28 protein-coding genes are annotated in these 26,499 nt (G+C 71.7%); 3 read left to right on the top strand and 25 right to left on the bottom strand.

Going from position 1 to position 26,499, the window contains the following annotated elements; translation table 11 throughout:
- Positions 1 to 22: 22 nt before the first annotated feature.
- A complete protein-coding gene (locus AB0D10_RS10565; RefSeq protein ID WP_360254031.1) occupies positions 23 to 346 on the bottom strand; it encodes an ATP/GTP-binding protein in 324 nt (107 codons plus the stop codon).
- A 390-nt stretch (positions 347 to 736) separates the two neighbouring features.
- Between AB0D10_RS10565 and AB0D10_RS10560 the strand changes: the two genes are divergently transcribed.
- Positions 737 to 1,897: an LLM class flavin-dependent oxidoreductase gene (locus AB0D10_RS10560; RefSeq protein ID WP_360254205.1), complete on the top strand. Its 1,161-nt coding sequence runs from the start codon at positions 737 to 739 to the stop codon at positions 1,895 to 1,897.
- An 86-nt stretch (positions 1,898 to 1,983) separates the two neighbouring features.
- Here the strand turns inward: AB0D10_RS10560 and AB0D10_RS10555 are convergent, their stop codons facing one another.
- The gene (locus tag AB0D10_RS10555) at positions 1,984 to 2,376 is read right to left on the bottom strand and encodes an SCO5389 family protein (protein ID WP_360254029.1); all 393 of its coding nucleotides are present in this window, start codon (positions 2,374 to 2,376) and stop codon (positions 1,984 to 1,986) included.
- Positions 2,377 to 2,858: 482 nt separating this feature from the next.
- Between AB0D10_RS10555 and nucS the strand changes: the two genes are divergently transcribed.
- Positions 2,859 to 3,518 (top strand): endonuclease NucS, encoded by a 660-nt coding sequence (nucS, locus tag AB0D10_RS10550; protein WP_355252708.1) that lies wholly within the window; start codon positions 2,859 to 2,861, stop codon positions 3,516 to 3,518.
- Between the two features lie 4 nt (positions 3,519 to 3,522).
- On the opposite strand, the gene AB0D10_RS10545 is transcribed toward nucS, so the two are convergent.
- The 5 genes from AB0D10_RS10545 to AB0D10_RS10525 form a co-directional block, all read right to left on the bottom strand.
- Positions 3,523 to 5,778 carry an ATP-binding protein gene (locus AB0D10_RS10545; RefSeq protein ID WP_360254027.1) on the bottom strand — a complete coding sequence of 752 codons (2,256 nt, stop codon included), beginning with the start codon at positions 5,776 to 5,778 and terminating at the stop codon, positions 3,523 to 3,525.
- Between the two features lie 186 nt (positions 5,779 to 5,964).
- Positions 5,965 to 6,288, bottom strand: a complete 324-nt coding sequence (locus AB0D10_RS10540; protein WP_360254025.1) for an STAS domain-containing protein — start codon at positions 6,286 to 6,288, stop codon at positions 5,965 to 5,967.
- Positions 6,289 to 6,637: 349 nt separating this feature from the next.
- Positions 6,638 to 7,507 carry a 3-hydroxyacyl-CoA dehydrogenase family protein gene (locus tag AB0D10_RS10535; protein ID WP_360254023.1) on the bottom strand — a complete coding sequence of 290 codons (870 nt, stop codon included), beginning with the start codon at positions 7,505 to 7,507 and terminating at the stop codon, positions 6,638 to 6,640.
- Positions 7,508 to 7,762: 255 nt separating this feature from the next.
- Positions 7,763 to 8,413, bottom strand: a complete 651-nt coding sequence (locus AB0D10_RS10530) for a response regulator transcription factor (protein ID WP_360254021.1) — start codon at positions 8,411 to 8,413, stop codon at positions 7,763 to 7,765.
- Complete coding sequence (locus tag AB0D10_RS10525; RefSeq protein WP_360254019.1) at positions 8,410 to 9,612, bottom strand: histidine kinase; 1,203 nt, start codon at positions 9,610 to 9,612, stop codon at positions 8,410 to 8,412. The genes AB0D10_RS10530 and AB0D10_RS10525 overlap by 4 nt, the downstream gene beginning before the upstream one ends.
- A 156-nt stretch (positions 9,613 to 9,768) precedes the next feature.
- Here AB0D10_RS10525 and AB0D10_RS10520 point away from each other — a divergent pair, with 156 nt between their 5' ends.
- A complete protein-coding gene (locus AB0D10_RS10520) occupies positions 9,769 to 10,419 on the top strand; it encodes a hypothetical protein (protein WP_360254017.1) in 651 nt (216 codons plus the stop codon).
- Here the strand turns inward: AB0D10_RS10520 and AB0D10_RS10515 are convergent.
- The 18 genes from AB0D10_RS10515 to prfA all read right to left on the bottom strand — a co-directional run bounded on the left by AB0D10_RS10515 (position 10,416) and on the right by prfA (position 26,366).
- Positions 10,416 to 10,988: a cob(I)yrinic acid a,c-diamide adenosyltransferase gene (locus AB0D10_RS10515; RefSeq protein WP_360254015.1), complete on the bottom strand. Its 573-nt coding sequence runs from the start codon at positions 10,986 to 10,988 to the stop codon at positions 10,416 to 10,418. The two genes, AB0D10_RS10520 and AB0D10_RS10515, sit on opposite strands and share 4 nt — an antisense overlap.
- 113 nt (positions 10,989 to 11,101) lie before the next feature.
- Positions 11,102 to 11,602, bottom strand: a complete 501-nt coding sequence (locus AB0D10_RS10510; RefSeq protein ID WP_350633459.1) for a DUF2550 domain-containing protein — start codon at positions 11,600 to 11,602, stop codon at positions 11,102 to 11,104.
- Positions 11,603 to 11,750: 148 nt separating this feature from the next.
- Entirely contained in the window at positions 11,751 to 12,134 is a 384-nt protein-coding gene (locus AB0D10_RS10505) for a F0F1 ATP synthase subunit epsilon (RefSeq protein ID WP_360254013.1), read from the bottom strand.
- Between the two features lie 184 nt (positions 12,135 to 12,318).
- Positions 12,319 to 13,764, bottom strand: a complete 1,446-nt coding sequence (gene atpD / locus AB0D10_RS10500) for a F0F1 ATP synthase subunit beta (protein ID WP_360254011.1) — start codon at positions 13,762 to 13,764, stop codon at positions 12,319 to 12,321.
- Between the two features lie 2 nt (positions 13,765 to 13,766).
- Positions 13,767 to 14,681, bottom strand: coding sequence for a F0F1 ATP synthase subunit gamma (locus AB0D10_RS10495; protein WP_360254009.1), 915 nt, complete (start codon positions 14,679 to 14,681; stop codon positions 13,767 to 13,769).
- 32 nt (positions 14,682 to 14,713) lie between these two features.
- Positions 14,714 to 16,288, bottom strand: coding sequence for a F0F1 ATP synthase subunit alpha (gene atpA, locus AB0D10_RS10490; RefSeq protein WP_360254007.1), 1,575 nt, complete (start codon positions 16,286 to 16,288; stop codon positions 14,714 to 14,716).
- A 156-nt stretch (positions 16,289 to 16,444) separates the two neighbouring features.
- A complete protein-coding gene (locus AB0D10_RS10485) occupies positions 16,445 to 17,260 on the bottom strand; it encodes a F0F1 ATP synthase subunit delta (RefSeq protein WP_360254005.1) in 816 nt (271 codons plus the stop codon).
- Complete coding sequence (locus AB0D10_RS10480) at positions 17,257 to 17,814, bottom strand: F0F1 ATP synthase subunit B (RefSeq protein ID WP_360254003.1); 558 nt, start codon at positions 17,812 to 17,814, stop codon at positions 17,257 to 17,259. The genes AB0D10_RS10485 and AB0D10_RS10480 overlap by 4 nt, the downstream gene beginning before the upstream one ends.
- 34 nt (positions 17,815 to 17,848) lie before the next feature.
- Positions 17,849 to 18,085, bottom strand: a complete 237-nt coding sequence (atpE, locus tag AB0D10_RS10475) for an ATP synthase F0 subunit C (protein WP_030282059.1) — start codon at positions 18,083 to 18,085, stop codon at positions 17,849 to 17,851.
- A 91-nt stretch (positions 18,086 to 18,176) separates the two neighbouring features.
- Positions 18,177 to 18,989: a F0F1 ATP synthase subunit A gene (atpB, locus tag AB0D10_RS10470; RefSeq protein ID WP_360254001.1), complete on the bottom strand. Its 813-nt coding sequence runs from the start codon at positions 18,987 to 18,989 to the stop codon at positions 18,177 to 18,179.
- A 285-nt stretch (positions 18,990 to 19,274) separates the two neighbouring features.
- Positions 19,275 to 19,718, bottom strand: a complete 444-nt coding sequence (locus AB0D10_RS10465) for a hypothetical protein (RefSeq protein WP_360253999.1) — start codon at positions 19,716 to 19,718, stop codon at positions 19,275 to 19,277.
- 298 nt (positions 19,719 to 20,016) lie between these two features.
- On the bottom strand, positions 20,017 to 21,297 hold the full coding sequence (locus tag AB0D10_RS10460; RefSeq protein WP_360253997.1) for an MraY family glycosyltransferase: 1,281 nt from the start codon (positions 21,295 to 21,297) through the stop codon (positions 20,017 to 20,019).
- 173 nt (positions 21,298 to 21,470) lie between these two features.
- Positions 21,471 to 22,751: a serine hydroxymethyltransferase gene (locus AB0D10_RS10455; RefSeq protein ID WP_360253995.1), complete on the bottom strand. Its 1,281-nt coding sequence runs from the start codon at positions 22,749 to 22,751 to the stop codon at positions 21,471 to 21,473.
- A gap of 114 nt (positions 22,752 to 22,865) precedes the next feature.
- Entirely contained in the window at positions 22,866 to 23,507 is a 642-nt protein-coding gene (locus AB0D10_RS10450; RefSeq protein ID WP_360254203.1) for a protein-tyrosine-phosphatase, read from the bottom strand.
- 32 nt (positions 23,508 to 23,539) lie between these two features.
- Positions 23,540 to 24,187: an L-threonylcarbamoyladenylate synthase gene (locus AB0D10_RS10445; RefSeq protein ID WP_360253993.1), complete on the bottom strand. Its 648-nt coding sequence runs from the start codon at positions 24,185 to 24,187 to the stop codon at positions 23,540 to 23,542.
- A 46-nt stretch (positions 24,188 to 24,233) separates the two neighbouring features.
- Positions 24,234 to 24,362, bottom strand: a complete 129-nt coding sequence (locus tag AB0D10_RS10440; protein ID WP_360253991.1) for a hypothetical protein — start codon at positions 24,360 to 24,362, stop codon at positions 24,234 to 24,236.
- The gene (gene prmC / locus AB0D10_RS10435) at positions 24,359 to 25,225 is read right to left on the bottom strand and encodes a peptide chain release factor N(5)-glutamine methyltransferase (protein WP_360253989.1); all 867 of its coding nucleotides are present in this window, start codon (positions 25,223 to 25,225) and stop codon (positions 24,359 to 24,361) included. The genes AB0D10_RS10440 and prmC overlap by 4 nt, the downstream gene beginning before the upstream one ends.
- Positions 25,226 to 25,289: 64 nt before the next feature.
- Positions 25,290 to 26,366 (bottom strand): peptide chain release factor 1, encoded by a 1,077-nt coding sequence (prfA, locus tag AB0D10_RS10430; RefSeq protein WP_360253987.1) that lies wholly within the window; start codon positions 26,364 to 26,366, stop codon positions 25,290 to 25,292.
- Between the last annotated feature and the right edge of the window lie 133 nt (positions 26,367 to 26,499).

Below are 26,499 nucleotides of genomic sequence, written 5' to 3'. Positions count from 1 at the left end.
GTCGCCTGCCCCGCCCGGGGCGTCAGTACCGCGGAGCGCCGCGGCCCCGCAGGAGGTTGGAGGCCCGGCGCTCCCGCGCTCCCCAGCACGCGCGGTGCCAGTGCCGCCGGTCGTCCACCCCGGCGCCGTGCATCGGCCAGGCCACCACGTGGCCCACCCCCGGCGGGATCTCCTGGTCGCAGCCCGGGCAGCGGTAGGCCCGCCCCGCCGTCCCGGCGACCGTCTGGACCACCCAGTCGTCGCCCTGGTAGCTCTCGGTGCGGCGCAGCGACCCGCCGAGCGGGGCGGCCGGCTCGGCGCTCTCGCGGGGGGCGGCGCTCTTGATCCGGTTGCGGCGCGGCGACACGGCGGACTGCCTCTCTTCCGGGGCTCTGGGCCGTTCCAGCCTACGGCCGGTCGGCCCTCCGGATGGCCACTATCACGGGCCCGCCCGGCGCCCCGGCGTTTTTGCCGAGATCCACCCGATCATCGGGGAAATTCGGGGTTCCGCGTGCCATTGGCACATGACATCGGATACCCACAAGGGGAACAGGCGGGGCACGCAGACCCTGCGCGCACCCCAGGAGGCCCAAGGATGACCAAGACCGACGTCCGTGCCGAGACCCGTCGACCCGTCGGGGTCCGGCCGCCCGCCCCCGGACCGACCCTGACCGCCGTCCCCCCGGTGACCGCCGTCGCGGGCGAGCCGCTGCCCGCGGCGCAGCGCGCGGGGGCCCTGCCCGCGGACACCGCGCCGGTGCGGGTCGGTCTGTTCCTGCTGTCCGCGCAGTTCCCCGGGCAGAGCCACGGCGAGGCGCTGGAGCGCACCGTCCGGTCCGCCGTCGAGGCCGAACGGGCGGGCCTGGACAGCGTGTGGCTGGCCGAGCACCACTTCGTCCCGTACGGGGTCTGCCCGGACGCCGCGACGCTGGCCGCGATGCTGCTCGGCCGCACCCGCCGGATCGGCGTCGGCACGGCGGTCAGCGTGCTGTCGACCCGGCACCCGGTGGCGCTCGGCGAACAGGCGGCGCTGCTGCACCTCACCTCCGGCGGGCGCTTCACGCTCGGAGTCGGCCGCGGCGGGCCGTGGATCGACCTGGACGTGTTCGGTGACGGCGTGGGCGCCTTCGAGAACGGCTTCCCGGAGCGGCTGGACCTGCTGCTGCGCTGGCTGCGCGGCTCCAGGGTGGGCGCGGACGGCCCGCAGTTCAGCTTCCCGGAGGTGGCGGTGGTGCCGCGGGCCGGTGAACCGGTGCGGCGGCCCGCGCTGAGCAACTGGCTCGGGCTCGGCGAGCAGTCCGGCCCGGTGCGCTTCCCGCGCCAGCGCCAGGACGAGGACGGCCCGGGCGAGGGCCTCGGCGAGGAACTCACCCGCACCGGGCGGCCGGTGGCCGGTCCGCCGGTGGTGGTCGCCTGCACCTCGCCGGGAGGGGTGAAGCTGGCCGCCGAACGCGGCCTGCCGATGCTGCTCGGCATGCACTCCGGGGACGACGACAAGCTGCGGATGCTGGAGCTGTACCGCACCGCGTGGCTGGCCGCGGGGCGCAGCGAGGAGCAGCTGCGCCGGGTCACCCGTCGGCACGTCGCGGCCGGGGTGGCCCAGGTCGACGACCGTGCCGCGGCGGCCCGCTCCACCCTGCTCGCCGCGATGCCCGGCTGGTTCGAGTACGGGCTCGGTGCCCACCGCACCGTGGACGGCCGCGAGCGCAAGATGCGCGACCCGCGCGAGTACACCGAACTCCTCTGCGACCTGCACGCGGTGGGCACCCCGCGGCAGTGCGCCGACCGGCTGCTGGCCACCGCCGAGCGGACCGGCATCCGCCGGTTCGCCCTGCTCGCCGAGGGCAGCGGCGACCACGAGGCGACCCTGCACAACATCGCCCGGCTCGGCTCCGAGGTCCTGCCCCAGCTGGGCTGAACCGCGGGCCCCGGGCCCGGGCCGCCGCCCCTCCCCCCGCACCGGGGGACGGGGGCGGCCGGCGTCGCGGCGGCGGGTGCCGCCGCTCAGCAGTCCCGCAGTTCCTCGGACTGGTTGAGCAGCTGCTCCCGGACCGACGTGAAGCGCGTCAACCGCGCCTCGTTGGCCTCCGACGGCAGGAACACCGCCACCCGGTGACAGTTCTGGAAGGCCAGCCGCACGCCGAAGTGGCGCTGCAGGGCGCCCCGGATGGCATCGCTGGCCAGGGCGCGCAGCAGCTGGCCACGGGCCTGCTCGCTGGGCGGCGGTACCTGGTTGTCGGCGAAGTCGGTGCCGTCGACCTTCGCCTGGGCGACCAGCGAGCTGATCAGGTCCCAGGCGTACGGCAGGGAGACGCGGACGCAGTCGACGAATTCCCGCTCGTCGACCTCGCCCCGCTCGGCCTTCTCCAGCAGGGCCGGTGAGACGTCGAGCGACATGGATTCTCCTCTCGCGGTCCACCCGCGCGGCGCCCGGGTGGTCATGCGTAGTCCAAGCTCAGGTGAGGGTGGGCGACATCGCGTGTGATGTCCGGAACACCGTGGGACGGGGGTTGCCGGCACCTTCGCGATCAGCGGCTGCGGGCACGGGACGTGACGTCCCGAACACCGACCGCGCTCACAACAGCGTGGCAGTCAACGGCGGAACAGGCCGGTCATTCCTGGGGATTGCTTGGGAAATACGCCGTGGTGCACCAGATTGGCCGGATCCCGTCGGATCGTTCATCTGAAGTCTCCATCCCCGTTGACAGCGATCCCGCAAGCGTGCCGTCACACAACGTAGCGACCAGATGGGATGGGCGCCAGACCGCGACGAGCGGGAACGGGACCGCCGGACCTCAATGTTCGCGGGGTTCGCGCTTTCTTCACCCCGCCGTCGCGGAATCGCATCAACTGGCCCCGGTGGGCTAGCGTGGTCGACCGTGCGTCTCGTAATTGCCCGCTGCTCAGTCGACTATGCCGGTCGGCTCTCCGCCCATCTGCCCTCCGCCACCAGGCTCATCCTGGTCAAGGCCGACGGCAGCGTCAGCATCCACGCCGACGACCGCGCCTACAAGCCGCTCAACTGGATGTCCCCGCCGTGCGTCCTCAAGGAGGCCGACGGGGTCTGGACGGTGGAGAACAAGGCCGGCGAGAAGCTCATCATCACGCTGGAGGAGGTGCTGCACGACTCGTCCCACGAGCTCGGGGTCGACCCGGGCCTGATCAAGGACGGCGTCGAGGCACACCTCCAGGAGCTGCTCGCGGACCGGATGGAGGTGCTCGGTGCCGGCTGGTCGCTGATCCGCCGTGAGTACCCGACCGCGATCGGTCCGGTCGACATCCTCTGCCGCGACTCCGACGGCGCCACGGTGGCCGTCGAGATCAAGCGCCGCGGCGAGATCGACGGTGTCGAACAGCTCACCCGCTACCTCGAACTCCTCAACCGGGACCCGCTGTTGGCCCCGGTCAAGGGCGTCTTCGCCGCGCAGGAGATCAAGCCGCAGGCCCGCGTGCTGGCCACCGACCGCGGCATCGGCTGCGTGGTGCTGGACTACGACGAGCTGCGCGGCATCGACGACGACAAGCTCAAGCTGTTCTGACCGGTCAGCCCGTCGGTGACGCCGACGGGCTGGGCCCGCCGGTGGCCGTGGGCGTCGCGGTCACCGAGGTGGTCGGGCTCGGCGTGGTCGGGCCGGTGGTCGGCTTGGGCGACGTCGGCTGCGGCCCCGGCTGATGGGTCGGTGACGGCGGCCCCGGCTGCGGCGGCGGCGACTGTCCCGGCACGGTCGGCTGCGGCTGCTGCGGGGCCTGGGACCCGGTCGCGCCCGGTGAGGAGCTCGGCTTCTTCGACGGCGAGGCGCTCGCCGAGTGCGACGCGCTGCCGCTCGTCGTCGGCTCCGGGCTGCCGCTCGGTCCCGCCGGGCTGCCCGGCGTCGGGCCGGCCGGGCCCGGCGAGGTGCTGCCGGACGGCTGCGGGAACGGCGCGTCCTGGCTGCCGCCCTCGTCCAGCCGACCGCTGTGCGGGTCCTTCGGCTTGTACTCGTCCGGCCCGGTGAGGCTCATCGCCACCGCCGTGCCGAGCACCCCCATGGTCAGCACGACCGTGGAGACCACGAGGACGCGCCGCCGACGGCTGGACTTCAGCCGGGCCGGCACCCGGGCCGCGATCTTGCGGATGACCGGCGCCCGGCTGGGCGCCGCGGCCGGGGCGGCGGGCAGCTGCCGGCCCTCGGCGCGCAGCAGGTCGAGCATCCGGCGCGCCGAGGCGACCCCGCGCTGCTCGCCCGCGGACACCCGCAGGGTGAGCGCGGTCTCCAGCTCGGCGACGGCCCGGGACGGCTGCTGGACGCAGAAGGCGTGCACGCCCGACTCGTGGTGGAACCAGGCCTGGTCGCTCGCCGAGCCGGACCGGCGGGCCGCTTCCAGGCCGAGCTGCAGCACCCGTTCCCAGGCCCCCCAGCGCAGCGCCAGCGCCAGTGCGGGCGCCGCGGCCCGGGCGAGCCGGACCACCGCCTCGTGGCGTCCGGCGGTGCGGTCGGCGAGCAGGACGCCGATCACCACCTCGGCCTCGGCGGCGATCTGCTCCAGCGTCACCGAACTGTGCCCCACCCACCAGGCGAAGTGCTGGGCGGCGCCGTCCGCACAGCCGCGGGCCGGCCAGTGCGGGACGAGCAGGTCGAGCGCGCCGGCGGTCAGCCGGTGGTGCCCGCCGATGGACACCACCAGTCCGGCGTCGGCGAGTTCGGCGAGGGCGGCCTCGCCGAGGCCGACGTCGATCAGCGCGGGCAGGTGCGGTGCGGCGGGGCACTCCCCGCCGAGGGCGACGGCGAGCCGCAGCACGGCCTGTGCGGGCTCGCTCAGGCCCTCGGCGAGCCTGACGGCGGGTGAGGCGGTCTCGGCGACCGAGGGGAGCGGGACGGTGCGGCGCAGCGCGTTCTCGCGGACCGCCGGGTCGGGGTCGCGGACGGGCCCGTCGACCGCGCCGAAGACGTCCATCCGGTCGTCCTCGGCGGCGACCAGCGCGTCCACCGCGACGTCCCGCTGGCGCAGCAGCGCGGCGGCCTGGACGAAGCGCAACGGCAGGCCTTCGGACTCGAACCAGAGGTCCACCGCCCAGGCCTTCTCGGCGACGTCCAGCGGCCGCCCGGCCAGCCGGGCGGTGAGGGCGAGGCAGGCGGCGCGGGAGAGCCCGGCGACGAGGTGGTCCTGCATCCGGGAGCCGGGCGACAGCGGCGGGCTGTCCGGGGCGACGGAGACCAGGAAGGCGCAGCCGGGGGCGGCGGCGAGCAGTTGCTCCAGTTCGGCGCCGGAGTGCTCGGCGGCGTCGATCACCACGACCGCGCCGACCTCGCCGAGGTGGGCGGCCAGTTGGCCGGGGTCGGGGCGGTAGCCGGGGGCGTGGTGGGTGGCCGCGAAGAGGTCCTGGAGCAGGTCGGCGGCGGTGCGGCGGTGGCCGCAGAGCTGGACGACACCGCCGGGGGCGAGGTCGGCGGCGGCCTCGGCGACGGCCGACAGCAGTGCGCTGCGACCGGAGCCGGCCTGGCCGACCAGGCGTATCGAGCGGCCCTCGGCGAGCAGGCCGAGCAGTTCGGCGATGTCCGCCTCGCGGTCCAGCAGCGGCATGTCGGCGGGTCCGGCGCCGAGCGCGAGCGGGCCGACCGCGCGGCCGACGCCGCCGACCGGGCCGCGGGCGGGTTCGCTGCGCTCGATCCGACGCGGGCGGGGCCGCCACTCGTCGGGGCAGGGCCGGGCTTCGGAGCCGTCCGGGGCGCCGACGCCCACCAGCAGGCCGCCGGAGACCAGTTCGCCGCCGCGGGTGCGGGCGGCCTCCTGCCGGAACTCCCCGGATGGCTGTGCCACGTTCTGCTCCGCATCGTGCTCGGCCGCCGGCGCCCCGCGCCGACCGGCTGACGTCCCGGTCGCGGCCGCGGGCGGTCCTGGGGCTGCCCCGGCGGCCGTCTTCTGACGGGCAGACTCTTGCACATCCGGGGCCGCCCGTGCAGGGCGGTCCGGGGCCGGGAGCCGTTCCGGGGCGCTGACCAGGCGTTACAGGGCGATGCCGTACGGCTCGGCGATGCCGCCGTCGACGGCGAGGATGCGGTGCAGCTTGGTGGCCACCAGCAGTCGCTGCAGCTGGGCCGGGACGGAGCGCAGCACGAGCCGACGGCCGATCCGGCCCGCCCGCCGGTGGGTTCCCATGATCACACCGAGGCCGGTGGCGTCCCAGAACTCCAGTCGGGCGAGGTCGAGCACGAGGTCGCCGAGGCCGCCGTCCACGGCCTGGTGCAGCTGGGCGCGCGCGTCGGCGGCGGTGCGCACGTCGAGGCGGCCTTCGATGGCCAGCGCCGTGTGGTCGCCGGTGATGCGCATGCTCTCCTCCTTCGCCTGGACGGCCGGGTGCGGGGTGGGTCCGCCCCGGCCGTACCGGGTGCGGGAGCGGGGTGTGTGTCCGGGCGGGCCGCGGCCCCACGCCCGGACCCGGTCGGAATGCCGGGTTCCCTCATCTGACGGCGAACCTGCTCCGCAGGTTGCTGGTTCCGGCCGGATCTGAAGCAACTTCACTCGTCCGAGGGAATATACGCAGGAAGTCTCCACACCTACGCTCGATTACCGCCCAAATCACCCGTCTGCGGCACCCGGCGTGAGGAAACTCACCCGGCCCGGCGGGCCGTGCGATGCGTCGATCGCACGGCCTGCCGGGCCGTTCGACCCGGTCGGGTCACTTGCCTTCGTACGGGTAGAAGCCGCGGCCGCTCTTGCGGCCGAGGTCACCGGCGGTGACCATGCGGGCCATGATCTCCGGGGCGGCGAACTTCTCGTCCTGGGTCTCGGTGTAGATGTTGCGGGCGGCGTGCAGCAGGATGTCCACGCCGGTCAGGTCGGCGGTCTGCAGCGGGCCCATGGCGTGGCCGAAGCCCAGGCGGCAGGCGGTGTCGATGTCCTCGGCGGTGGCGACGCCCGACTCGTACAGCTTGGCGGCCTCGATGACCAGCGCGGTGATCAGGCGGGTGGTGATGAAGCCGGCCACGTCGCGGTTGACCACCACGACCTCCTTGCCGACGCCCTCGGCGTAGGCACGGGCGGCGGCCATCGCCTCGTCGCTGGTCTTGTAGCCGCGGACCAGCTCGACCAGCTTCATCATCGGGACGGGCGAGAAGAAGTGGACGCCGACGACCGACTCCGGCCGCTGGGTGACGGCGGCGATCCGGGTGATCGGGATGGCGGAGGTGTTGGAGGCCAGGACGGCGCCGTCCTTGGCGAGCTTGTCCAGCTCGCGGAACACGCCCTCCTTGACGTCCAGGTTCTCGAACACGGCCTCGACCACGATGTCGGCCTCGGCAACGGCGCCCAGGTCGGTGGTGGTGGTGATCCGGCCCAGCGCGGCCTCGGCGTCCTCGGCGCTCAGCTTGCCCTTGGCGACGAACTTGTCGTACGAGGCGCGGATGCCCGCGAGGCCACGCTGCAGCGCTTCCTCGGTGACGTCCCGCAGCACCACCGGGTGGCCGGCCTGCGCGGACACCTGGGCGATGCCGGCGCCCATCAGGCCGGCACCGATCACGGCGATCTGCTTGCTGGACGCATTGCTCATGGCTGGGTCTCCCGATGCCGTCGCCGCCCCGCGGGCGGGCCCTGAAGGCGACTCAGGGCAGGGGTGACCGCCGTTGAGCCGCATCGCTCGATTCTCCTGCCGCGCTCGCGCCCGGCAGCCGCTTTCGCGGAGCGCGCGGTTCTATGGGTCCACTCGCTCCGCACGCTCAGCCGGACTCTAGTGCCCAAGTGCCTCACGCAATAGCAATCGAGAGTGTGATCTGCAACCGACCTGGTCAGCTGCCCAAGTAGCCGGTCAGACGGTCAGACCGAGGTCCTGGGCCAGGATCGCCGCCTGCACCCGGCTGCGCAGCCGCAGCTTCGCCAGGATCCGGCTGACGTGCGTCTTCGTGGTCGCCTCCGCCATCGCCAGCCGGGCCGCGATCTCCCCGTTGGACAGCCCCGCCCCGATGCAGGCCAGCACCTCCCGCTCACGGGCGGTCAACCCGGCCACCGCCTCCCGGGCCTCCGGCCCGACCTGCCGCCCCGGGCGGGCGAAGGTCCCGATCAGGCGCCTGGTCACCGAGGGCGCCAGCATGCCGTCCCCGCGCGCCACCGTCCGGATGCCCTCGACCAGGGTGTCCGCCTCCAGGTCCTTGAGCAGGAACCCGGCCGCGCCGGCCCGCATCGCGCCGTAGACGTACTCGTCCAGGTCGAAGGTGGTCAGCACCAGCACCTGGGCGGCCCCGGCCGCGACCACCTCGCGGGTCGCCGAGACGCCGTCCAGCCGGGGCATCTGCACGTCCATCAGCACCACGTCCGGCCGCAGCTCCAACGCCAGCCGGACCGCCTCCTCGCCGTCGGCGGCCTGCCCGACCACCTCGAACTCGGGCTCGGCCCGCAGGATCATCACCAGCGCCGCCCGTACCGCCGCCTGGTCCTCCGCCACCAGCACCCGGATCGTCATGCCCGCCCCTCGCTTCCCTGTGCCCGCGGCAGCACCGCGCGCACGCTCCAGTACCCGTCCTTCGGCCCGGCCTCGAAGCTGCCGCCGAGCAGCCCGGCCCGCTCCCCCATGCCCACCAGACCGGCCCGGGCGCCGGGAAGGCCGCGGCCCGGCCCGCCGCGGTACGGGCTGTCGACGGTGATCCGCAGCTCCTGGGACCCGAACTCCAGTCGCAGCCGGACCAGTCCGGGCCCGGCGTGCTTGAGCGCGTTGGTCAGCGACTCCTGGACGATCCGGTACGCGGCCAGCCCGACCGGCACCGGGACGTCCCCGCGCTCGCCGTGCTCGGCGAGCTCGAAGTCCAGCCCGACGTCCTGGCCGGCCGCCCGGGCCTTGGCCAGCAGGGCGTCCACCGCCGCCAGGTCGGGCGCCGCGTACGACTCGTCGACCTCTCCGCCGCCGCTGTCCCGGAGCAGTCCGATCATGCGACGCATTTCGGCCAATCCCTGGACGCTGTTCTCCCGGATCACCGCCAGCACCTCCACCAGCGGATCGTCCGCGGGCAGGCTCCGGCGCTTGGCGACGGACTGCGCGCCGGTGGCGTGGATCGCGATCGCCGACAGGTGGTTGGCCACCACGTCGTGCAACTCCCGTGCCATCCGCGCCCGTTCCGCGCCGACCGCCTCGCGCCGGTCCATCTCCGAGAGCAGCGCGGTCTGTTCCGCGCGCAGCCGCTCGGTCTCCGCCTCCTGCCTGTGCTTGCGCACCACGTCGCCGGTCCACACCGGCCCCAGGAAGACCAGCGAACTGACCACCGCGATCAGCAGCCCGGCCGCGGTCCCGCCGGCGTACCAGGCCAGGCTGGAGAGCGCCAGGACGGTCGAACCGCCGGTCAGGTGCAGCACCCGCGACATCCGGGCACTGCCGTAGATCACCGCCGCGTACAGCAGGTCGGTGTACATGATCAGGGTCGCCAGCAGGCTGCCGGTGAACAGGCTGGCCGCGAAGGCCACCCCGCCGAGCGACACCGCGAGCACCGGCCTGGTGCGCCGGCACAGCTCCAGCCCGGCCATCACCAGCATCGGCAGCACCACCGCCCACAGCGGCACACGGTCGGCGTTCTCGTACGCGCGGAAGACGATGAGCACGGTGCCGCCGAGCAGCCCGCAGAGGGCGATCAGCTGGTCGAGCCGGCGCGGGGAGAGGGACGGAACGAGCACACCCCCATCTCACCATCCCCGGCGGCCCGCCCGGCTCCGGTCCGCGGAGGAGCCCGCTACATCGAAAGGTGCAGACCCGGACGGCACCGCGCGACGACGACACCGGCGCACCCGCGCACGAGGCTGGACACACCGCCGAACGTCCTGGAGCAGAACGTGATCGTCACCCTCATCGTCGCGGCCGAGATCTCCTGGTGGATCGTGCTCGGCCTGGCCCTCTCCGCCCGCTACCTGCTGCGGTGGCGCCGCACCGGCACCGTGCTGCTGTTCGGCCTTCCGGCGGTCGACCTCGCCCTGTACGCGCTGGCCGTGCTCGACCTGCGCGGCGGCGCCGAGGCGAGCTGGACCCACGCGCTCGCCGCGAGCTACACGGGGTTCTCGGTCGGCTACGGCCCCTCGCTGGTCCGCTGGGCCGACGCGCACTTCCTGCACCGCTTCGCCGGCGGCCCCAAGCCGCTGCCCTCGCCGAAGTACGGCCCGGAGCGGACCGCGCACGAGTGGCGGATCGCCGGCCGCACCGTGGTCTCCGCCGCGATCACGCTCACCCTGATCACCCTGCTCGTGCCGCTCTCCGCGGGCTCCGCGCACTACGGCACGTTCCTGCAGTGGTACCTCAAGCTGGGCATCGCCGCCGTGGTCAACCTGATCGTGGCCGGCTGCTACTCGCTGTGGCCCAAGGAGCCGCCGGCCGGTGTCCCGGTCGAGAACGGCCGGGTCGTCGAGCACGGCGGCGAGCAGGCCGACGACCAAGGCGGCCAGAAGGCCACCGGGACGGTCACGGGGAAGGCCGGACCCGCCGGGTCCTAGCGGTTCTCGCCGGGCACCCAGAGCACGTCGCCGCGCTCCTTGTTGGCCACCCGGGCGAGGATGAACAGCAGGTCGGAGAGCCGGTTGAGGTACTTCGCGGTCAGCGGGTTGACGGTGTCCCCGTGCTCCGCGATCGCCGCCCAGGTCGAGCGCTCGGCCCGCCGCACCACCGTGCAGGCCAGATGCAGGTGGGCCGCGCCGGCCGTACCGCCGGGCAGGATGAAGCTGCGCAGCTTCTCGACCTGCTCCAGGTAGTGGTCGCAGTCCCCCTCCAGCCGGTCGACGTAGGACTGCAGCACCCGCAGCGGCGGGTACTTCGGGTCCTCGACCACCGGGGTGGACAGATCGGCACCGACGTCGAACAGGTCGTTCTGGACCCGCACCAGCACCGCCGCCACGTCGTCGGACAGCTGCCCGACCGCGAGGGCCACCCCGATCGCCGCGTTCGCCTCGTTGGTGTCGGCGTAGGCGATCAGCCGCGGATCGGTCTTGGTGGTCCGGCTCATGTCGCCGAGCGCGGTGGTGCCGTCGTCGCCGGTACGGGTGTAGATGCGCGTCAGATTGACCATGCGGCCACCCTAGCCGGGCCGGTTAGGCGGCGTTAACCCCGCGGGCCGCCGCTACGCGACGTTGACCTCCCCCAGCCTCCGGCCGGGAGGTACCCCCACCCCGCGGGCCGCCGCTACGCGACGTTGACCCTCTGCCCGGGCGGGGCGGCTTCCAGCCAGGCCAGGAAGCCGGTCAGCGCGTCCTCGCTCATCGCCAGCTCCAGCGGCGCCCCGTTGTGCAGGCAGCGCAGCACCACCGAGCCGGAGAGCAGGGCCAGCTCCTCCTGCCCCTCGGGGTAGCGCCGGCCGAGCACCTCGATCTCCCGGCGCGGCAGCACCTTGCGCGGACGGGGGGCGTACGAGAAGACCCGGAACCACTCGATCGAGTCGCCGCTGTACCGGCCGATACCAAAAACCCACCCCTTGCCGTCGGTCGGGGGGACCGGGGCTGAGGTGGGTTTGCCGTTCTCGTCGAGGTCGGGCTGCGTCGAGGCGTCGGCGGGCATTTTGAGCCGGTAACTGCAGTCGAACGTGCCGCCGACCCGCTGGATCAGGCGGCGTCGGACGGCGAAGGCCACCAGGCCGATCACACCCAATGCCACGACCGCCGCACACACCACAAGCGCGAGGACCATGCTCACCTACCTCCTCGCTACCCGCGTTCCCCGTAGCGGTCGTATCAAGCGACCGCGCTGACCTACCAACTACGACGACAGTCCCGGGGTCACGCTCGCGCGTCCCCGGGACCGTCGGTCGACCCCGCTAAGCCGGGGTCCGGCACACTCAGGCGTGGGCCTTGAGGCCGCGCGCCGCGAACAGACGGATCTCGGCGCGCCGCTCGGCGTGCGCGTCCAGGTCCGACTTGGCCTGCTCCAGTGCGCGCTCGGCGCGCGCGACGTCGATCTCGTCCGCCAGCTCGGCGATCTCCGCGAGCAGAGACAGCTTGTTGTCGGCGAAGGAGATGAAGCCGCCGTGCACCGCGGCGATGACGGTTCCGCCGTCCACCGTGCGGATGGTGACCGGGCCGGTCTCCAGCACGCTCAGCACCGGGGTGTGGCCCGGCATGATGCCGGTGTCACCGGAGGCCGTACGGGCGACGACGATGGTGGCCGCACCGGACCACACCTTGCGGTCGGCTGCGACCAGCTCGACGTGCAGCTCAGCCAACGTGGGCTCCTAGGCTCATGCAACCCCCGATTACTCGGGAGTTTCGGTAAGAATAACGGCCCCGTGCCTCCGGCATGAAACCGGCGGCGCGGATTTGACCGGAATCACAGCCGATGCGACGCGAGGGGTGGGTCCCAGGGTTGGGGCCCACCCCTCACGGTCACTCAGCTGCTACCGGCCGCGATTACTTCTTCGCCAGCTCGGCGGCGTTCTTCTCGAGGTCCTCGATGCCACCGCACATGAAGAAGGCCTGCTCCGGGACGGAGTCGTACTTGCCGTCCGCGATCGAGTTGAAGGCCTCGATGGTCTCGGACAGCGGCACGGTCGAGCCCTCGACACCGGTGAACTGCTTCGCCACGTAGGTGTTCTGCGAGAGGAAGCGCTCGATGCGACGGGCACGGTGCACCGTGATCTTGTCCTCTTCGGACAGCTCGTCCATACCGAGGATGGCGATGATGTCCTGGAGGTCCTTGTACTTCTGCAGGATCCCCTTGATACGGACGGCCGTCTCGTAGTGGGTCGCCGTGATGTACCGCGGGTCGAGGATGCGGGACGTGGAGTCCAGCGGGTCGACGGCCGGGTAGATGCCCTTCTCCGAGATCGGGCGCGACAGAACGGTCGTCGCGTCCAGGTGGGCGAAGGTGGTGGCCGGCGCCGGGTCGGTCAGGTCGTCCGCGGGGACGTAGATCGCCTGCATCGAGGTGATCGAGTGACCGCGGGTCGAGGTGATGCGCTCCTGCAGGAGGCCCATCTCGTCGGCCAGGTTCGGCTGGTAGCCCACCGCGGAGGGCATGCGGCCGAGCAGGGTCGACACCTCGGAACCGGCCTGGGTGAACCGGAAGATGTTGTCGATGAAGAGGAGCACGTCCTGCTTCTCGACGTCACGGAAGTACTCCGCCATGGTCAGCGCGGAGAGCGCGACCCGCAGACGGGTGCCCGGCGGCTCGTCCATCTGGCCGAAGACCAGCGCGGTCTTGTCCAGGACGCCCGAGTCGACCATCTCGTCGATGAGGTCGTTGCCCTCACGGGTGCGCTCACCGACACCGGCGAACACCGACACACCACCGAAGTTCTCGGCGACGCGGTAGATCATCTCCTGGATCAGAACGGTCTTGCCGACACCGGCACCACCGAACAGACCGATCTTGCCACCCGTGACGTACGGGGTGAGCAGGTCGATGACCTTGATGCCAGTCTCGAACATCTCGGTCTTGGACTCGAGGTCCTTGAACTCGGGGGCCTTGCGGTGGATCGGCCAGCGGACCTCGACCTGCTTGTCGAACTCCGCCTTGTCGACGTTCAGCACGTCACCGAGGGCATTGAACACCTTGCCCTTGGTGATCTGGCCGACCGGCACCGAGATCGCGGAACCGGTGTCGGTGACCTGCGAACCGCGGACCAGGCCGTCGGTCGGCTGCATCGAGATGCCGCGGATCAGGCCGTCGCCGAGGTGCTGGGCGACCTCGAGGGTGAGGGTCTTCTTGCCCGTGCCGTCGGGGTTGTCCACCTCGACGTGCAGGGCGTTGAACATGTCCGGAATCGCGTCGACGGGGAACTCCACGTCGACGACCGGGCCGATGACCCGCGCGACGCGGCCCGTCGCCGTGGTCGGCTCAACAGTGGTGGTCATACTCATTCGCTCCCGCGGCTAGCGTCGGCGAGGGCGTTGGCGCCGCCGACGATCTCGCTGATTTCCTGGGTGATCTCGGCCTGACGGGCCGAGTTGGCAAGCCGCGTGAGCGACTTGATGAGCTCGCCGGCGTTGTCCGTCGCGCTCTTCATCGCGCGGCGGCGGGCGGCGTGCTCGGAAGCAGCCGACTGCAGCAGCGCGTTGTAGATCCGGCTCTCGACGTACCGCGGCAGCAGCGCGTCGAGCACGCCCTCCGCCGACGGTTCGAAGTCGTACAGCGGGAAGATCTCCGACTTGGCCGACGTCTGGTCGCTGAGCTGGACCTCGTCCAGCTTCAGCGGCAGCAGCCGCGCCGCGACCGCGTCCTGCGTCAGCATGGACACGAACTCGGTCGAGACCACGTGGAGTTCGTCCACGCCGCCGGCCTCGGCCGTGAAGGCCTCGATCAGCTCGGCCGCCACCGTCTTCGCGTCGCCGTAGGTCGGCTTGTCCGAGAAGCCCGTCCACGAGTTCCCCACCGCCAGGTTGCGGAAGGTGTAGTACGACAGACCCTTCCGACCGACGATGTAGGTCACGACGTCCTTGCCCTCGCCGCGCAGGCGCTCGGAGAGCGTCAGCGAGGCCTTGATGGCGTTGGACGAGTAACCGCCGGCCAGGCCGCGGTCCGCCGTGATCAGCAGGACCGCCGCGCGGGTGGCGTTCGGGTTCTCGGTGGTGAGCGGGTGCTTGGCGTTGGACCGGGTGGCCACCGCCGTCACCGCCCGGGTGAGCTCATCGGCGTACGGAGCGGAGGCCGCCACCGCGCGCTGCGCCTTGCCGATGCGCGCCGCGGAGATCATCTCCATCGCCTTGGTGATCTTCTTCGTCGCGGTGACAGAGCGGATCCGGCGCTTGTAGACCCGAAGCTGTGCTCCCATGGGTCGTTACGTCCTTTCCCTCGCTACCGGACTCAGGCCTGCTCGGAGAGCAGCTTGCCGTCGGCGGTCTGGTAACCCTGCTTGAAGGCCTCGATCGCGCCGGTGAGGGCGTCGACGGTGCCGTCGGCCAGCAGGCCGGTCTCGACGATGCCGGCGAGCAGGTCCTTGTGCTGCAGGCGGACGTGGTCCAGGAACTCGCGCTCGAAGCGGCGGATCTCGGCGACCGGGACGTCGTCCAGCTTGCCGGTGGTGCCGGCCCAGATGGAGACGACCTGCTCCTCGACCGGGAACGGCTGGTACTGGCCCTGCTTCAGCAGCTCGACCATGCGCGCACCGCGCTCCAGCTGGGCCTTGGAGGCCGCGTCCAGGTCGGAGCCGAAGCCGGCGAAGGCCTCCAGCTCACGGTACTGGGCGAGGTCCAGACGCAGACGGCCGGCGACCGAGCGCATGGCCTTGATCTGGGCGGAGCCACCGACGCGGGAGACCGAGATGCCGACGTTCACGGCCGGGCGGATGCCGGCGTTGAACAGGTCGGACTCCAGGAAGCACTGGCCGTCGGTGATCGAGATGACGTTGGTCGGGATGTACGCCGAGACGTCGTTGGCCTTGGTCTCGATGATCGGCAGACCGGTCATCGAGCCGCCGCCGAGGGCGTCGTTCAGCTTGGCGCAGCGCTCCAGCAGACGGGAGTGCAGGTAGAAGACGTCACCCGGGTAGGCCTCGCGGCCCGGCGGGCGGCGCAGCAGCAGGGAGACGGAGCGGTAGGCCTCGGCCTGCTTCGACAGGTCGTCGAAGATGATCAGGACGTGCTTGCCGTCGTACATCCACTCCTGGCCGATGGCCGAACCGGTGTACGGGGCGAGGTACTTGAAGCCGGCCGGGTCGGAGGCGGGAGCAGCCACGATGGTGGTGTACTCCAGCGCGCCGGCCTCCTCCAGGGCGCCGCGGACGGACGCGATGGTGGAGCCCTTCTGGCCCACGGCGACGTAGATGCAGCGGACCTGCTTCTCCGGGTCGCCCGAGCGCCAGTTGTCACGCTGGTTGATGATCGTGTCGACGGCCACCGCGGTCTTGCCGGTCTGGCGGTCGCCGATGATCAGCTGGCGCTGGCCGCGGCCGATCGGGGTCATCGCGTCGATGGCCTTGATGCCGGTCTGCAGCGGCTGCTTGACCGACTTGCGGGCCATGACGCCGGGGGCCTGCAGCTCCAGGGCGCGGCGACCGCTGGCGGCGATGTCGCCGAGGCCGTCGATCGGGTTGCCCAGCGGGTCCACGACGCGGCCGAGGTAGCCGTCGCCGACCGGAACCGAGAGGACCTCGCCGGTGCGGCGCACGGTCTGGCCCTCTTCGATGCCGCCGAACTCACCGAGGACGACGACACCGATCTCGCGGGTGTCGAGGTTCAGCGCGAGGCCGAGCGTGCCGTCCTCGAACTTCAGCAGCTCGTTCGCCATGACCGAGGGCAGGCCCTCGACATGCGCGATGCCGTCCGCCGCGTCAGTGACCGTGCCGACCTCTTCCACAGAAGCGGCGTCCGGCTGGTACGACTGGACAAAGTCGGCCAGCGCGTCCCGGATCTCCTCCGGACGGATCGTAAGCTCCGCCATCAGGCTTCCCTGCTCTCCTAGTTTGCGATCCTCGGCCCGCCATTGAGGGCCGCAAGTATTCGACTCTCGGCCGGGTCTTCCGAACCGGCCGTACGATGTGCCGGCTCCTTGGGGAGCCGGTTTCCCGACCGAGGGTCGGATGTGCTGCTTCGGTGCTCAGCCTTCGAGCGACTGGCGAGCGCCCTCAAGGCGGCTCGACACGGTGCCGTTGATGATCTCGTCGCCGATCTGCACCCGGACGCCGCCGACGACCTCGGGGTCGACGTCGATGTTCAGGTGGACCTGGCGGCCGTACATCCGGCCCAGAGCACCGGACAGGCGCTCCTTCTGGGTGTCCGACAGCGGCACCGCGGTGGTGACCAGGGCCACCACGCGGCCACGGCGAGCGGCGGCGAGCTTCGAGTAGGACTCGAGGCCCTGCTCCAGGCTACGGCCACGCGGCGCGTTGACGAGGGCGGTGACCAGCCGGACGGTGCCGGCGTTGGCGCGGCCGCCGAGCAGCTTCTTGATCAGCTCGGCCTTCGCGACGGCACCGGCCTTCGGCTCGGTCAGCGCGGCGCGCAGCTCGTGCGAGCCGCTCACCACCCGACCGAAGCGGAAGAGCTCGTCCTCGACGTCGTCCAGGGCGCCGGTCCGGTCCGCGGCGATGATCTCGGCGTACGCGGCGAGCTGCTCGGTCGCGTCCACCAGGTCGCGCGAGCCCGACCAGCGGGAGCGGACCAGTCCGGAGACCAGGTCCACGGCCTCGCCGGAGACCTGGCCGGTCAGCAGCGAGCTGACCAGCTGGGCCTTGTCCTGGCCCGACCGGGACGGGTCGGTCAGGACGCGGCGCAGCGACACCTCACGGTCCAGCACGGCCGTGACGGCGGTGAGCTCCTCGGCGAGCTTGGCCGCGTCCACCGAGGTGGAGTCGGTCAGGCTCTCCAGGTTCTGCCGGCCGGCGGCGAGGGCCTCACGGCTGGCGCCGATCACTTGGCCGCACCCTGAGCAACGGCGGCCTTGGCCTCCAGCTCATCCAGGAAGCGGTCGATCACACCGCTCTGCCGGGCGTGGTCCTCCAGGGACTCACCCACGATGCGGGACGCCAGCTGGGTGGCCAGCGAGCCCACGTCCTGGCGCAGGGCGGCAGTCGCCTGCTTCTTGTCAGCCTCGATCTGGGCGTGACCGGCGGCGACGATGGCCTCGCGCTGACGCTGGCCCTCCTCGCGCATCTCCGCCAGCTGGGCAGCGCCCTGCTCGCGAGCCTGCTCGACGATGCGGGCGGCCTCGTGGCGCGCCTCGGAAAGCTCGGCACGGTACTGCTCAAGCACGGCCTGGGCCTCGGCCTGAGTGGCCTCGGCACGCTCCATGCCGCCCTCGATGGCGTCCCGGCGCTCCGACAGCACCTTCTCGATGCTGGGAAGGAGCTTCTTGCCGAGCAGACCGAAGACGATGAAGAAGCAGAGCAGGCCGATGATGATCTCGGGCCAGTTGGGGAGGAGAGGGTTCATCTTCTCCTCGGCCGCGAGCTGAGCCACGATGCTCATATCTGGACCTTCCTCGAAAGGGTCTGCGGCAGGATTACTTGTTGCCGAAGACGAACGGCATGACGATGCCGATGAGGGCGAGCGCCTCGGTCAGCGCGAAGCCGATGAACATGTTGGAACGGATGAGGCCGGCAGCCTCGGGCTGACGGGCCATCGCCTGGACACCGTTGCCGAAGATCAGACCGACGCCGATGCCGGGGCCGATGGCGGCGAGGCCGTAGCCGATGGAGGCGACGGAACCGTAGACAGTGCCCTCAGCGAGGATGCTCATTGACGTTGTCCTTTGCAGGGTGGTGAACCGGTGGTGATTGGCCACCGGGCGATCCGGGAGGTTGGTTCAGGAGGGGCCGGGGCCCCCTGGCTCAGTGCGACTCTTCGAGGGCACCGGCGATGTAGCTGCTGGCCAGCATCACGAAGATGTAGGCCTGCAGGAACTGGACCAGCAGCTCGAAGGCGGTCAGCGCGACGGCGACGACGAACGAGGCCGAGCCGTACAGCGCGCCCAGGGTCGGGCTGAGCAGGTACCAGGAGGCGATGGAGAACATCACGATCAGCAGGTGGCCGGCGAACATGTTCGCGAAGGCTCGGACCGCGAGCGTGAAGGGGCGCACGAAGATGTTCGAGAAGAACTCGATCGGCACCAGGATGAACATGACCCAGCCGGGGATGCCCGACGGCCAGCAGAGGTTCTTGAAACCGCCGACGAAGCCGTGCTTCTTGAAGGTCAGCGTCATGTAGGTGACCCACACGACCGCCGCGAGGCCGGCCGGGAACGCGATCGCCGCCGTCACCGGGAACTGCGCGAACGGAATGACCGACATGATGTTCATCAACCAGATGAAGAAGAACATCGAGACCAGCATCGGGACGTACTTCTCGCCCTTCTTGCCGATCGTCTCGAGCACGATGGAGCGCTTGACGAAGTCGTAGCCGATCTCACCGACCAGCTGCAGCTTGCCGGGGACCAGGCGCGGCTTGGCGAAGGCGGCCCAGAAGAAGACGATCACCAGCACCGCGACGACCATCGACAGCAGCATCGGCTTGTTGAAGTAGAAGCTGCCGATGGTGAAGATCGGCTTGAAGTCGAATTCGTTCAGACCCGGGGCCGGGAAGCCGCAGCCAGCGTCCCCGAAGTGGCAACTGCCTGAGGCGAGGGACGTGAGTTCAGCACTCACCACGGACTCCTTCGTCGTGACGCATGGATACGGCAACCTCGGTGTGTCGGCGTGGCCTGCGGCCACGGAGCGGCACTGGAACTTGATGGGTTTCTCGCCGACCCCGCACGGCTGCGCGCTGCGCTGCTGCGGGATCATCGAAGACTGCGCGGGTCCGGGGGGCGATCGGTCCGCTGTCCGGACAGACCAGGCCTCTTCCCGTACTCCGTTGTTGCGACGGACGATAGCAGGCCGTCAGTGCGGCATAAACACCGCCCCCCTCGTTGGGGGGACAGTCGGGCCTCGTCACTGTTGACGTCCAGAGTCGGAGGGCTTGTCGCCCTTCTTTTCCGAGGCGTCGGGGTCGACGTAGAAGGTCTTGGCCTTGAGTGCACCGCGCACCTGGAAGCCCGTCCAGATCAGCGCGCAGCCCAGCAGCGTGAAGGCGAACGCCTGCCGGTTGAACAGGTCGGTGTCCTTGAAGACCGCCAGGACGATGCCGACCAGCAGGATCTGAGTGGTGTACACCAGGAGCGCCGCGGCCATCATGATGTGCGGGTTCGACCTGGTCAGCCGGTCGAGCGCGACCTGGCCCGAGCTGAAGAACGCCATCACGAGCAGAGCGCCGAAGAGGGCGCCGAGCAGCCCCTTCCCACCGGCGACGGCGAACGAGATCGCCATGGCGATGATCCCGGCGGCCGCAGTGGGAATCGCGGCGCCTCGGAGGATCCGGGCGTCGGTGGACGGCATGTCGGCAGCTCCGGCGGCATGTCGAGTGGCGGGGGGACGGGCACAGACGGTGGTGAGTGACACCGACCGAGGCATCGCCGTCGGGCCGCCCGCTGGAACGGCGGGCCCGTCGAGGGAGACCGACAGGGACGGAAGTCATCCACCTGTCAGGTCTTTCGGCGTGTTCTCGGTACTCGTGAACGGTATCACAAACTATTTGATGAGAGCTTTACCATGAATGTGTGGCACCTGTCACACCAGCGGCGCAGCGAATCCACCCGTATGGGTGAGGCCATTTGACGGATCGTCAACTCCCCTGTCAGCGACGGCCGCCGGTGGTGGGGCCGTGGTCGGCACGCTCGGAGGAGTCCCGACTCGCTTCACCCAGAAGTTGCTTGTCCTTCGCCGACAGTTCGGCCATCGGACCGGTGGGACGGCGGCGGTACCGCGGCGGGACGAAGGACTGCACCGCCCGCGGGGCGCGCGGCCGGAACCGCGGGGTGAGCAGCACCACCAGGCCGAGCAGGCAGAGCCCGGCGAGCGTCAGGACCACGGCGCGGCCGGTGTTGGTGACCGAGAAGGCCACCGAGCCGAAGGCGATCAGCGCGGCCCAGAAGTACATGATCAGCACGGCCCGGCTGTGCGAGTGGCCGACCTGCAGCAAGCGGTGGTGCAGGTGGCGCTTGTCCGCGGCAAACGGCGACTGGCCGGCCCAGGTGCGGCGCACCACGGCGAGCAGCAGGTCGGCCAGCGGCAGCGCGATGACCGTCAGCGGCAGCAGCAGCGGGATGTAGATCGGCACCAGGGCGTGCACCGTGGCGGTCTGCGAACCGGTCTCGTTGTTGATCAGGTCCGGGTCGACCCGGCCGGTGATGGAGATCGCGGCGACGGCCAGCATCAGGCCCAGCATCATCGAGCCGGAGTCGCCCATGAAGATCCGCGCGGGGTGCATGTTGTGCGCCAGGAAGCCCAGGCACATGCCGATCAGCAGCACGCTGAACAGCACGGCGGGGGCCGCGTCGGTGATCGCGTAGCCGTACCAGAGCCGGTAGCTGTACAGGAAGAACGCGATCGCGGCGATGCAGACCATGCCGCCGGCCAGGCCGTCCAGGCCGTCGATGAAGTTCACCGCGTTGACCATGACGACGACCAGGGTGACCGAGATGACCATGCCCTGGGTCGGGCTCACGGCGACCGCGCCGACGCCGGGCACCGGAAGGGTGATCACCGTGACGCCCTGCCAGACCATCACACCGGCGGCGATCATCTGGCCGCCGAGCTTCACCAGGGCGTCCACGCCCCACTTGTCGTCGAGGACGCCGAGCAGCCACATGATCCCGGCGCCGGACAGCAGCGCGCGGATGTCGGTGCTCTGGTTGAACACCTTGCTCAGGTTGTCGAGTTGCGAGGCGACCAGGATGCCCGCGCAGAGCCCGCCGAACATCGCGATGCCGCCGAGCCGCGGCGTGGGCTCGCGGTGCACGTCGCGGGCGCGCACCGGCGGCATGGCGCCGGCCGCGATGGCGAACTTCCGGACCGGGCCGGTGAGCAGGTAGGTGACGGCGGCGGTGCAGAACAGCACCAGCAGATACTCACGCACCACTGGCCTCCTGCATCACTGTCGAACGGGGAGATACCGAAGGTACTCCCCTGTCTTCCCGGGGTTCGAGGTGCGTCGCCACGGCACACACCTTATTGAGTCGGACGCCGGGTACGTGCATCGCGGTTCGCTCTCCCGGGTAGGAGGTCCCGATGCCCGGGGACCGATCGCGGTCAGCCCCGCTCGGCGAAGGCCAGCGCGAGTTCCCGCACGCGCGCCGCGGCGGGCGCCACCGCGCCCCCGGCGAGCACCCGTGCGATCAACGCGGCGATCTCCGACAGCTCCGCCTCGCCCATCCCCTGGCTGGTCACGGTGCCCGTCCCGAGCCGGATCCCGGAGGCCTCGGCCGGCGGCGCAGGGTCGAACGGCAGTGCGCACTTGCCGAGCAGCAGTCCGGCGGCCGCGCAGCGCCGCTCGGCCTCCGCCCCGGTCACGCCGAGCGGACTCACGTCGGCCGTCACCAGGTGGGTGTCGGTACCGCCTGTCAGAGGGCGCGCACCGGCCTCTGCGAGCCCCGCGGCGAGCATCCGCGCCCCGGACACCGTCCGCTCCGCGTACGCCCGGTAGGCGGGCGTCGAGGCCTCCGCCAGGGCCACCGCCTTGCCGGCCACCTCGTTCATCGCCGCGCCGCCCTGGCTGAACGGGAACACCGCGCGGTCGATCCGCTCGGCCAGCTCCGCCGTGCACAGCAGCAGCCCGCCACGCGGGCCGCGCAGCAGCTTGTGGGTCGCCGCGACGGTGACGTCCGCGTACGGCACCGGGGACGGCGCCACCCCGGCCGCGATCAGGCCCGTGGTCTGCGCGGCGGAGGCGATCAGGTAGGCATCCACCTCGTCGGCGATCTCCCGGAACGCCGCCCAGTCCGGGTGCCGGGGGTGGGAGATCGAGCCCGCCACGATCGCCTTGGGGCGGTGCTGCCGGGCCAGGTCGCGCACCTGGTCGAGGTCGATCAGGCCGTCGTCCTCGCGCACGCCGTAGCCGGTGAAGGCGAACCAGCGGCCGGAGAAGTTGGCGCGCGAGCCGCAGCTGAGGTGGCCGCCGTGCTCCAGCGACATCGCCAGCACCCCGTCACCGGGCCGCAGCAGCGCCGCGTACGCCGCCAGCATCCCCGAAGTCGCCGACCGGGGCTGGACGTTGGCGTGCGGGGCGGCGAACAGCTCGCGGGCCCGGTCGATCGCCAGCAGCTCGGCGGCGTCCGCCAGCGCGCAGCCCGTGTGGTGCCGGCGGCCCGGGTAGCCCTCGGCGTACTTGTCGATCAGCGGGCCGGTGAGCGCCGCCAGGACGGCCGCGGTGGTGAGGTTCTCCCCCGCCAGCAGCTGGATCGTCTCGGCCCGCCGCTCGGCCTCCGCGGCCAGCAGGTCCGCCAGCTGCGGATCCGCCCGGTGCAGGGCCTCGGACGCCCGTGGACGCCCCTTCGTCTCGGTCGGGCCGGTCGCGGCATCGGTGACGGTCATCGTGGGACTCCCGGGCGCTGCGGGTGGGGGCACCTCCGGCCGGACACCGGGGAGGTGGATCCAGCGTAGGACCGCCACCGCCGCCCGGCCCGCCGGGACGGGGCCGTTCGGCCGTCAGCGGCGCGCCGACACGCCCGTGAGCGCGGTGACCACCGGGTCGACCGCGTGGAATATCTCCTCGCCGCAGTTGCGGAACATGCCGATCGGTGCGCCGTACGGGTCGTCCACCTCGTCCGACTCCGGGGTGGCGGCCAGCAGCCAGCCGCGCAGCGCGGCGGCCGCCCGGACCAGCGCCCGGGCCCGCTCGGTGACGTCGGCACCGCGCCGGGGGTCGGGCAGCGTGCCCGGGTCTATCGTCCGCACCAGGCGGGTGAACTCCTTCAGCGTGAAGGTGCGCAGCCCCGCCTCGTGGCCCATCGAGATCACCTGGGCGCGGTGGTCCAGGGTCGCGGTCAGCACCAGGTCGGCCTCGACCACGTGCTCGTCCAGCAGCTCGCGGCCGGTGAAACCACCGCTGTCGGCCCCGTACTCGTCGAGCACGGTCGCGGCGTGGTCCTCCATCGGCGCGCCCTCGTGGCCCCAGGTGCCGGCGCTCTCCACCAGGATCCGCCCGGCCACCCGGGGGCTCAGCCGGGTGTCCAGCTCACGCCGGGTGAGCCGCTCGGCGATCGGCGAGCGGCAGATGTTCCCCGTGCAGACGAACAGGATCCGGAAGTGGTCCAGCGGCCTGGGGCCCACGCTCAGGTACGGCGCTATGCCGGGCCCGGAGTGGAGCGAGGCGGTGGGCGTCAACTGCCGGCCTCCAGGTCGGGGACGACCTCCCTCAGCTGCTCGACGCTGATCGCGCCGGCCCGCAGCAGGACCGGGACCTTGCCGGTGACGTCGACGATGGACGAGGCGGCGGAGTGGTCGGCCGACCCGCCGTCCAGGTAGACCGAGATCGCGTCGCCGAGCTGCGACTGCGCCTCGTCGCAGGTCAGCGGCGACGAGCCGCCGATCCGGTTGGCGCTGGAGACGGCCATCGGGCCGGTGGCGTTCAGCAGCTCGATGGCCACCGGGTGCAGCGGCATCCGGACCGCGACGGTGCCGCGGGTCTCGCCGAGGTCCCAGCGCAGCGAGGGCTGGTGCCGGGCGACCAGGGTCAGCCCGCCGGGCCAGAAGGCGTCGACCAGCTCCCAGGCCTGCTCGGAGAAGTCCGTGACCAGGCCGTGCAGCGTGGTCGGCGAGCCGACCAACACCGGCGACGGCGTGCCGCGGCCGCGGCCCCGGGCGGTCATCAGCTCGCCGACGGCCTCCGGAGAGAAGGCGTCCGCGCCGACCCCGTACAGGGTGTCGGTGGGCAGCACGACGAGTTCGCCGCGGCGGACGGCCGAGGCGGCCTCACGCAGGCCGGTGGCACGGTCCCCGGCATCGGCACAGTCGTAGCGGCGGCTCATCGGTGCGGTCCCCTTCCGGAGTGGCTCATGGCGGTCACCACGGCCGTCACAGCGCGGCCGTGCGGGCGGCGGAGCCGCGCTCGGTGGTCACGACCCCACCCTTCGGGCGGTCGTACTGCGCTGGACTGTTCACGACCCCACCCTTCGGGCGGTCGTACTGCGCTGGACTGTTCACGACCCCACCCTTCGGGCGGTCGTGAAGCGCGGCCGGTTGTTCAGGTCGCGGTGGTCGGCGGTGTCCGTCCAGCCGCGTTCCTCGTTGAAGATCCACGGCACCTGGCCGCCCTGCTGGTCGGCGTGCTCGATCACCACCGCGCCGCCCGGGCGCAGCAGCCGTGCGGCCACCCGCTCGATGCCGCGGATGGTGTCCAGGCCGTCCTCGCCGGAGAACAGCGACATCTGCGGGTCGTGGTCGCGGGCCTCCGGTGCGACGTACTCCCACTCGGTGAGCGGGATGTACGGCGGGTTGGAGATCACCAGGTCGAAGCGGCCGTCCCAGGAGCGGTCGTCCTCGAAGGCCTTGGTGGCGTCGCCGGCGTGCAGGGTGACGCGGGCGCGGTCCGGGCTGGCCTCGATGTTGCGCCGGGTGTACTCCAGCGCTCCCTCGTCCAGTTCGAAGGCGTGCACGGTCGAGCGCGGCAGCTCCTGGGCCAGGGCGAGCGCGATCGCGCCGGAGCCGGAGCACAGGTCCACCACCAGCGGCTCGGCCACGTCCATGTCGCGCACCGCGTCTATGGCCCATTCGACGACTGTCTCGGTCTCCGGCCGGGGCACGAACACCCCGGGGCCGACCGCCAGTTCGAGGTAACGGAAGAACGCCCGGCCGGTGATGTGCTGCAGCGGTTCGCGCGCCTCGCGACGGGAGACGGCCTCCCAGTAGCGGGCGTCGAAGTCGGCGTCCTTCACCGTGTGCAGCTGGCTGCGCTTGACGTTGTGGACGTGGGCGGCGAGCTCCTCCGCGTCGAAGCGCGGCGACGGAACGCCGGCCGCGGCCAGCCGCTGGGTGGCCTGGGCCACCTCGGCGAGCAGCAGGTTCATCCGTACGACCTCTTGTTTCTGCGCCCCGGCTCTCGGACTGCGCGTGGGCCGGGGCGCGCCGGTCTCAGTTCTCTTGGGCCGCGGCGAGCTTGGCCGCCGCGTCCTTGTCGACGCAGGACTGGATCACCGCGGTCAGCTCGCCGTCCAGGACCTGGTCCAGGTTGTACGACTTGAACCCCGTGCGGTGGTCCGAGATGCGGTTCTCGGGGTAGTTGTACGTCCGGATCCGCTCGGAGCGGTCCACCGTGCGGACCTGGCTGCGGCGCGCGTCCGAGGCCTCGCGCTCGGCCTCCTCCTGCGCGGCGGCCAGCAGCCGCGAACGCAGGATGCGCATCGCCTGCTCCTTGTTCTGCAGCTGGCTCTTCTCGTTCTGGCAGGACGCCACGATACCGGTCGGCAGGTGGGTGATCCGGACCGCGGAGTCGGTGGTGTTGACCGACTGGCCGCCGGGGCCGGAGGAGCGGTAGACGTCGATCCGCAGGTCGTTGGCGACGATCTCGACCTCGACCTCCTCCGCCTCGGGGGTGACCAGCACGCCCGCCGCGGAGGTGTGGATGCGGCCCTGGGACTCGGTGGCGGGGACGCGCTGCACGCGGTGCACGCCGCCCTCGTACTTCAGCCGCGCCCAGACGCCCTGGCCGGGCTCGGTGTTGCCCTTGGTCTTCACGGCCACCGAGACGTCCTTGTAGCCGCCGAGGTCGGACTCGTTGGAGTCGATGATCTCGGTCTTCCAGCCGACCCGCTCCGCGTAGCGCAGGTACATCCGGAGCAGGTCACCGGCGAACAGCGCGGACTCCTCGCCGCCCTCGCCCGCCTTGATCTCCAGGATGACGTCCTTGTCGTCGCTCGGGTCGCGCGGCACCAGCAGCAGCCGCAGCTCCTCGGTGAGCTCGTCGCGGCGCGCCTCGGAGTCCTTCACCTCGGCGATGAACTCCGGCTCCTCGGCGGCGAGTTCGCGCGCGGCCTCGATGTCCTCGCCGGCCTGCCGCCACTGCCGGTAGACCCGGGTGATCGGGGTCAGCTCGGCGTACCGCTTGGCGAGCTTGCGGGCGTTCGCCTGGTCGGCGTGGACGGACGGGTCGGCCAGCCTCGTTTCGAGGTCGGCGTGCTCGACGAGGAGCTCTTCGACTGCCTCGAACATGGGGTGGCCTTCTTCCCGGGGGCTCGGAACGTGTTGGGGGGTTTCGGAACGGGGTGGGACTGGTGACGCGCGGGGGGACGCGAACGGCGCCGGCCCCCAGCGCCCCCGACAACGAGTACGGGGGCACCGGGAA

The organism is Kitasatospora sp. NPDC048545 (genome assembly GCF_040651155.1).
Classification (GTDB): Bacteria; Actinomycetota; Actinomycetes; order Streptomycetales; family Streptomycetaceae; genus Kitasatospora.
This window is presented reverse-complemented; position numbering and strand designations above follow the sequence as displayed.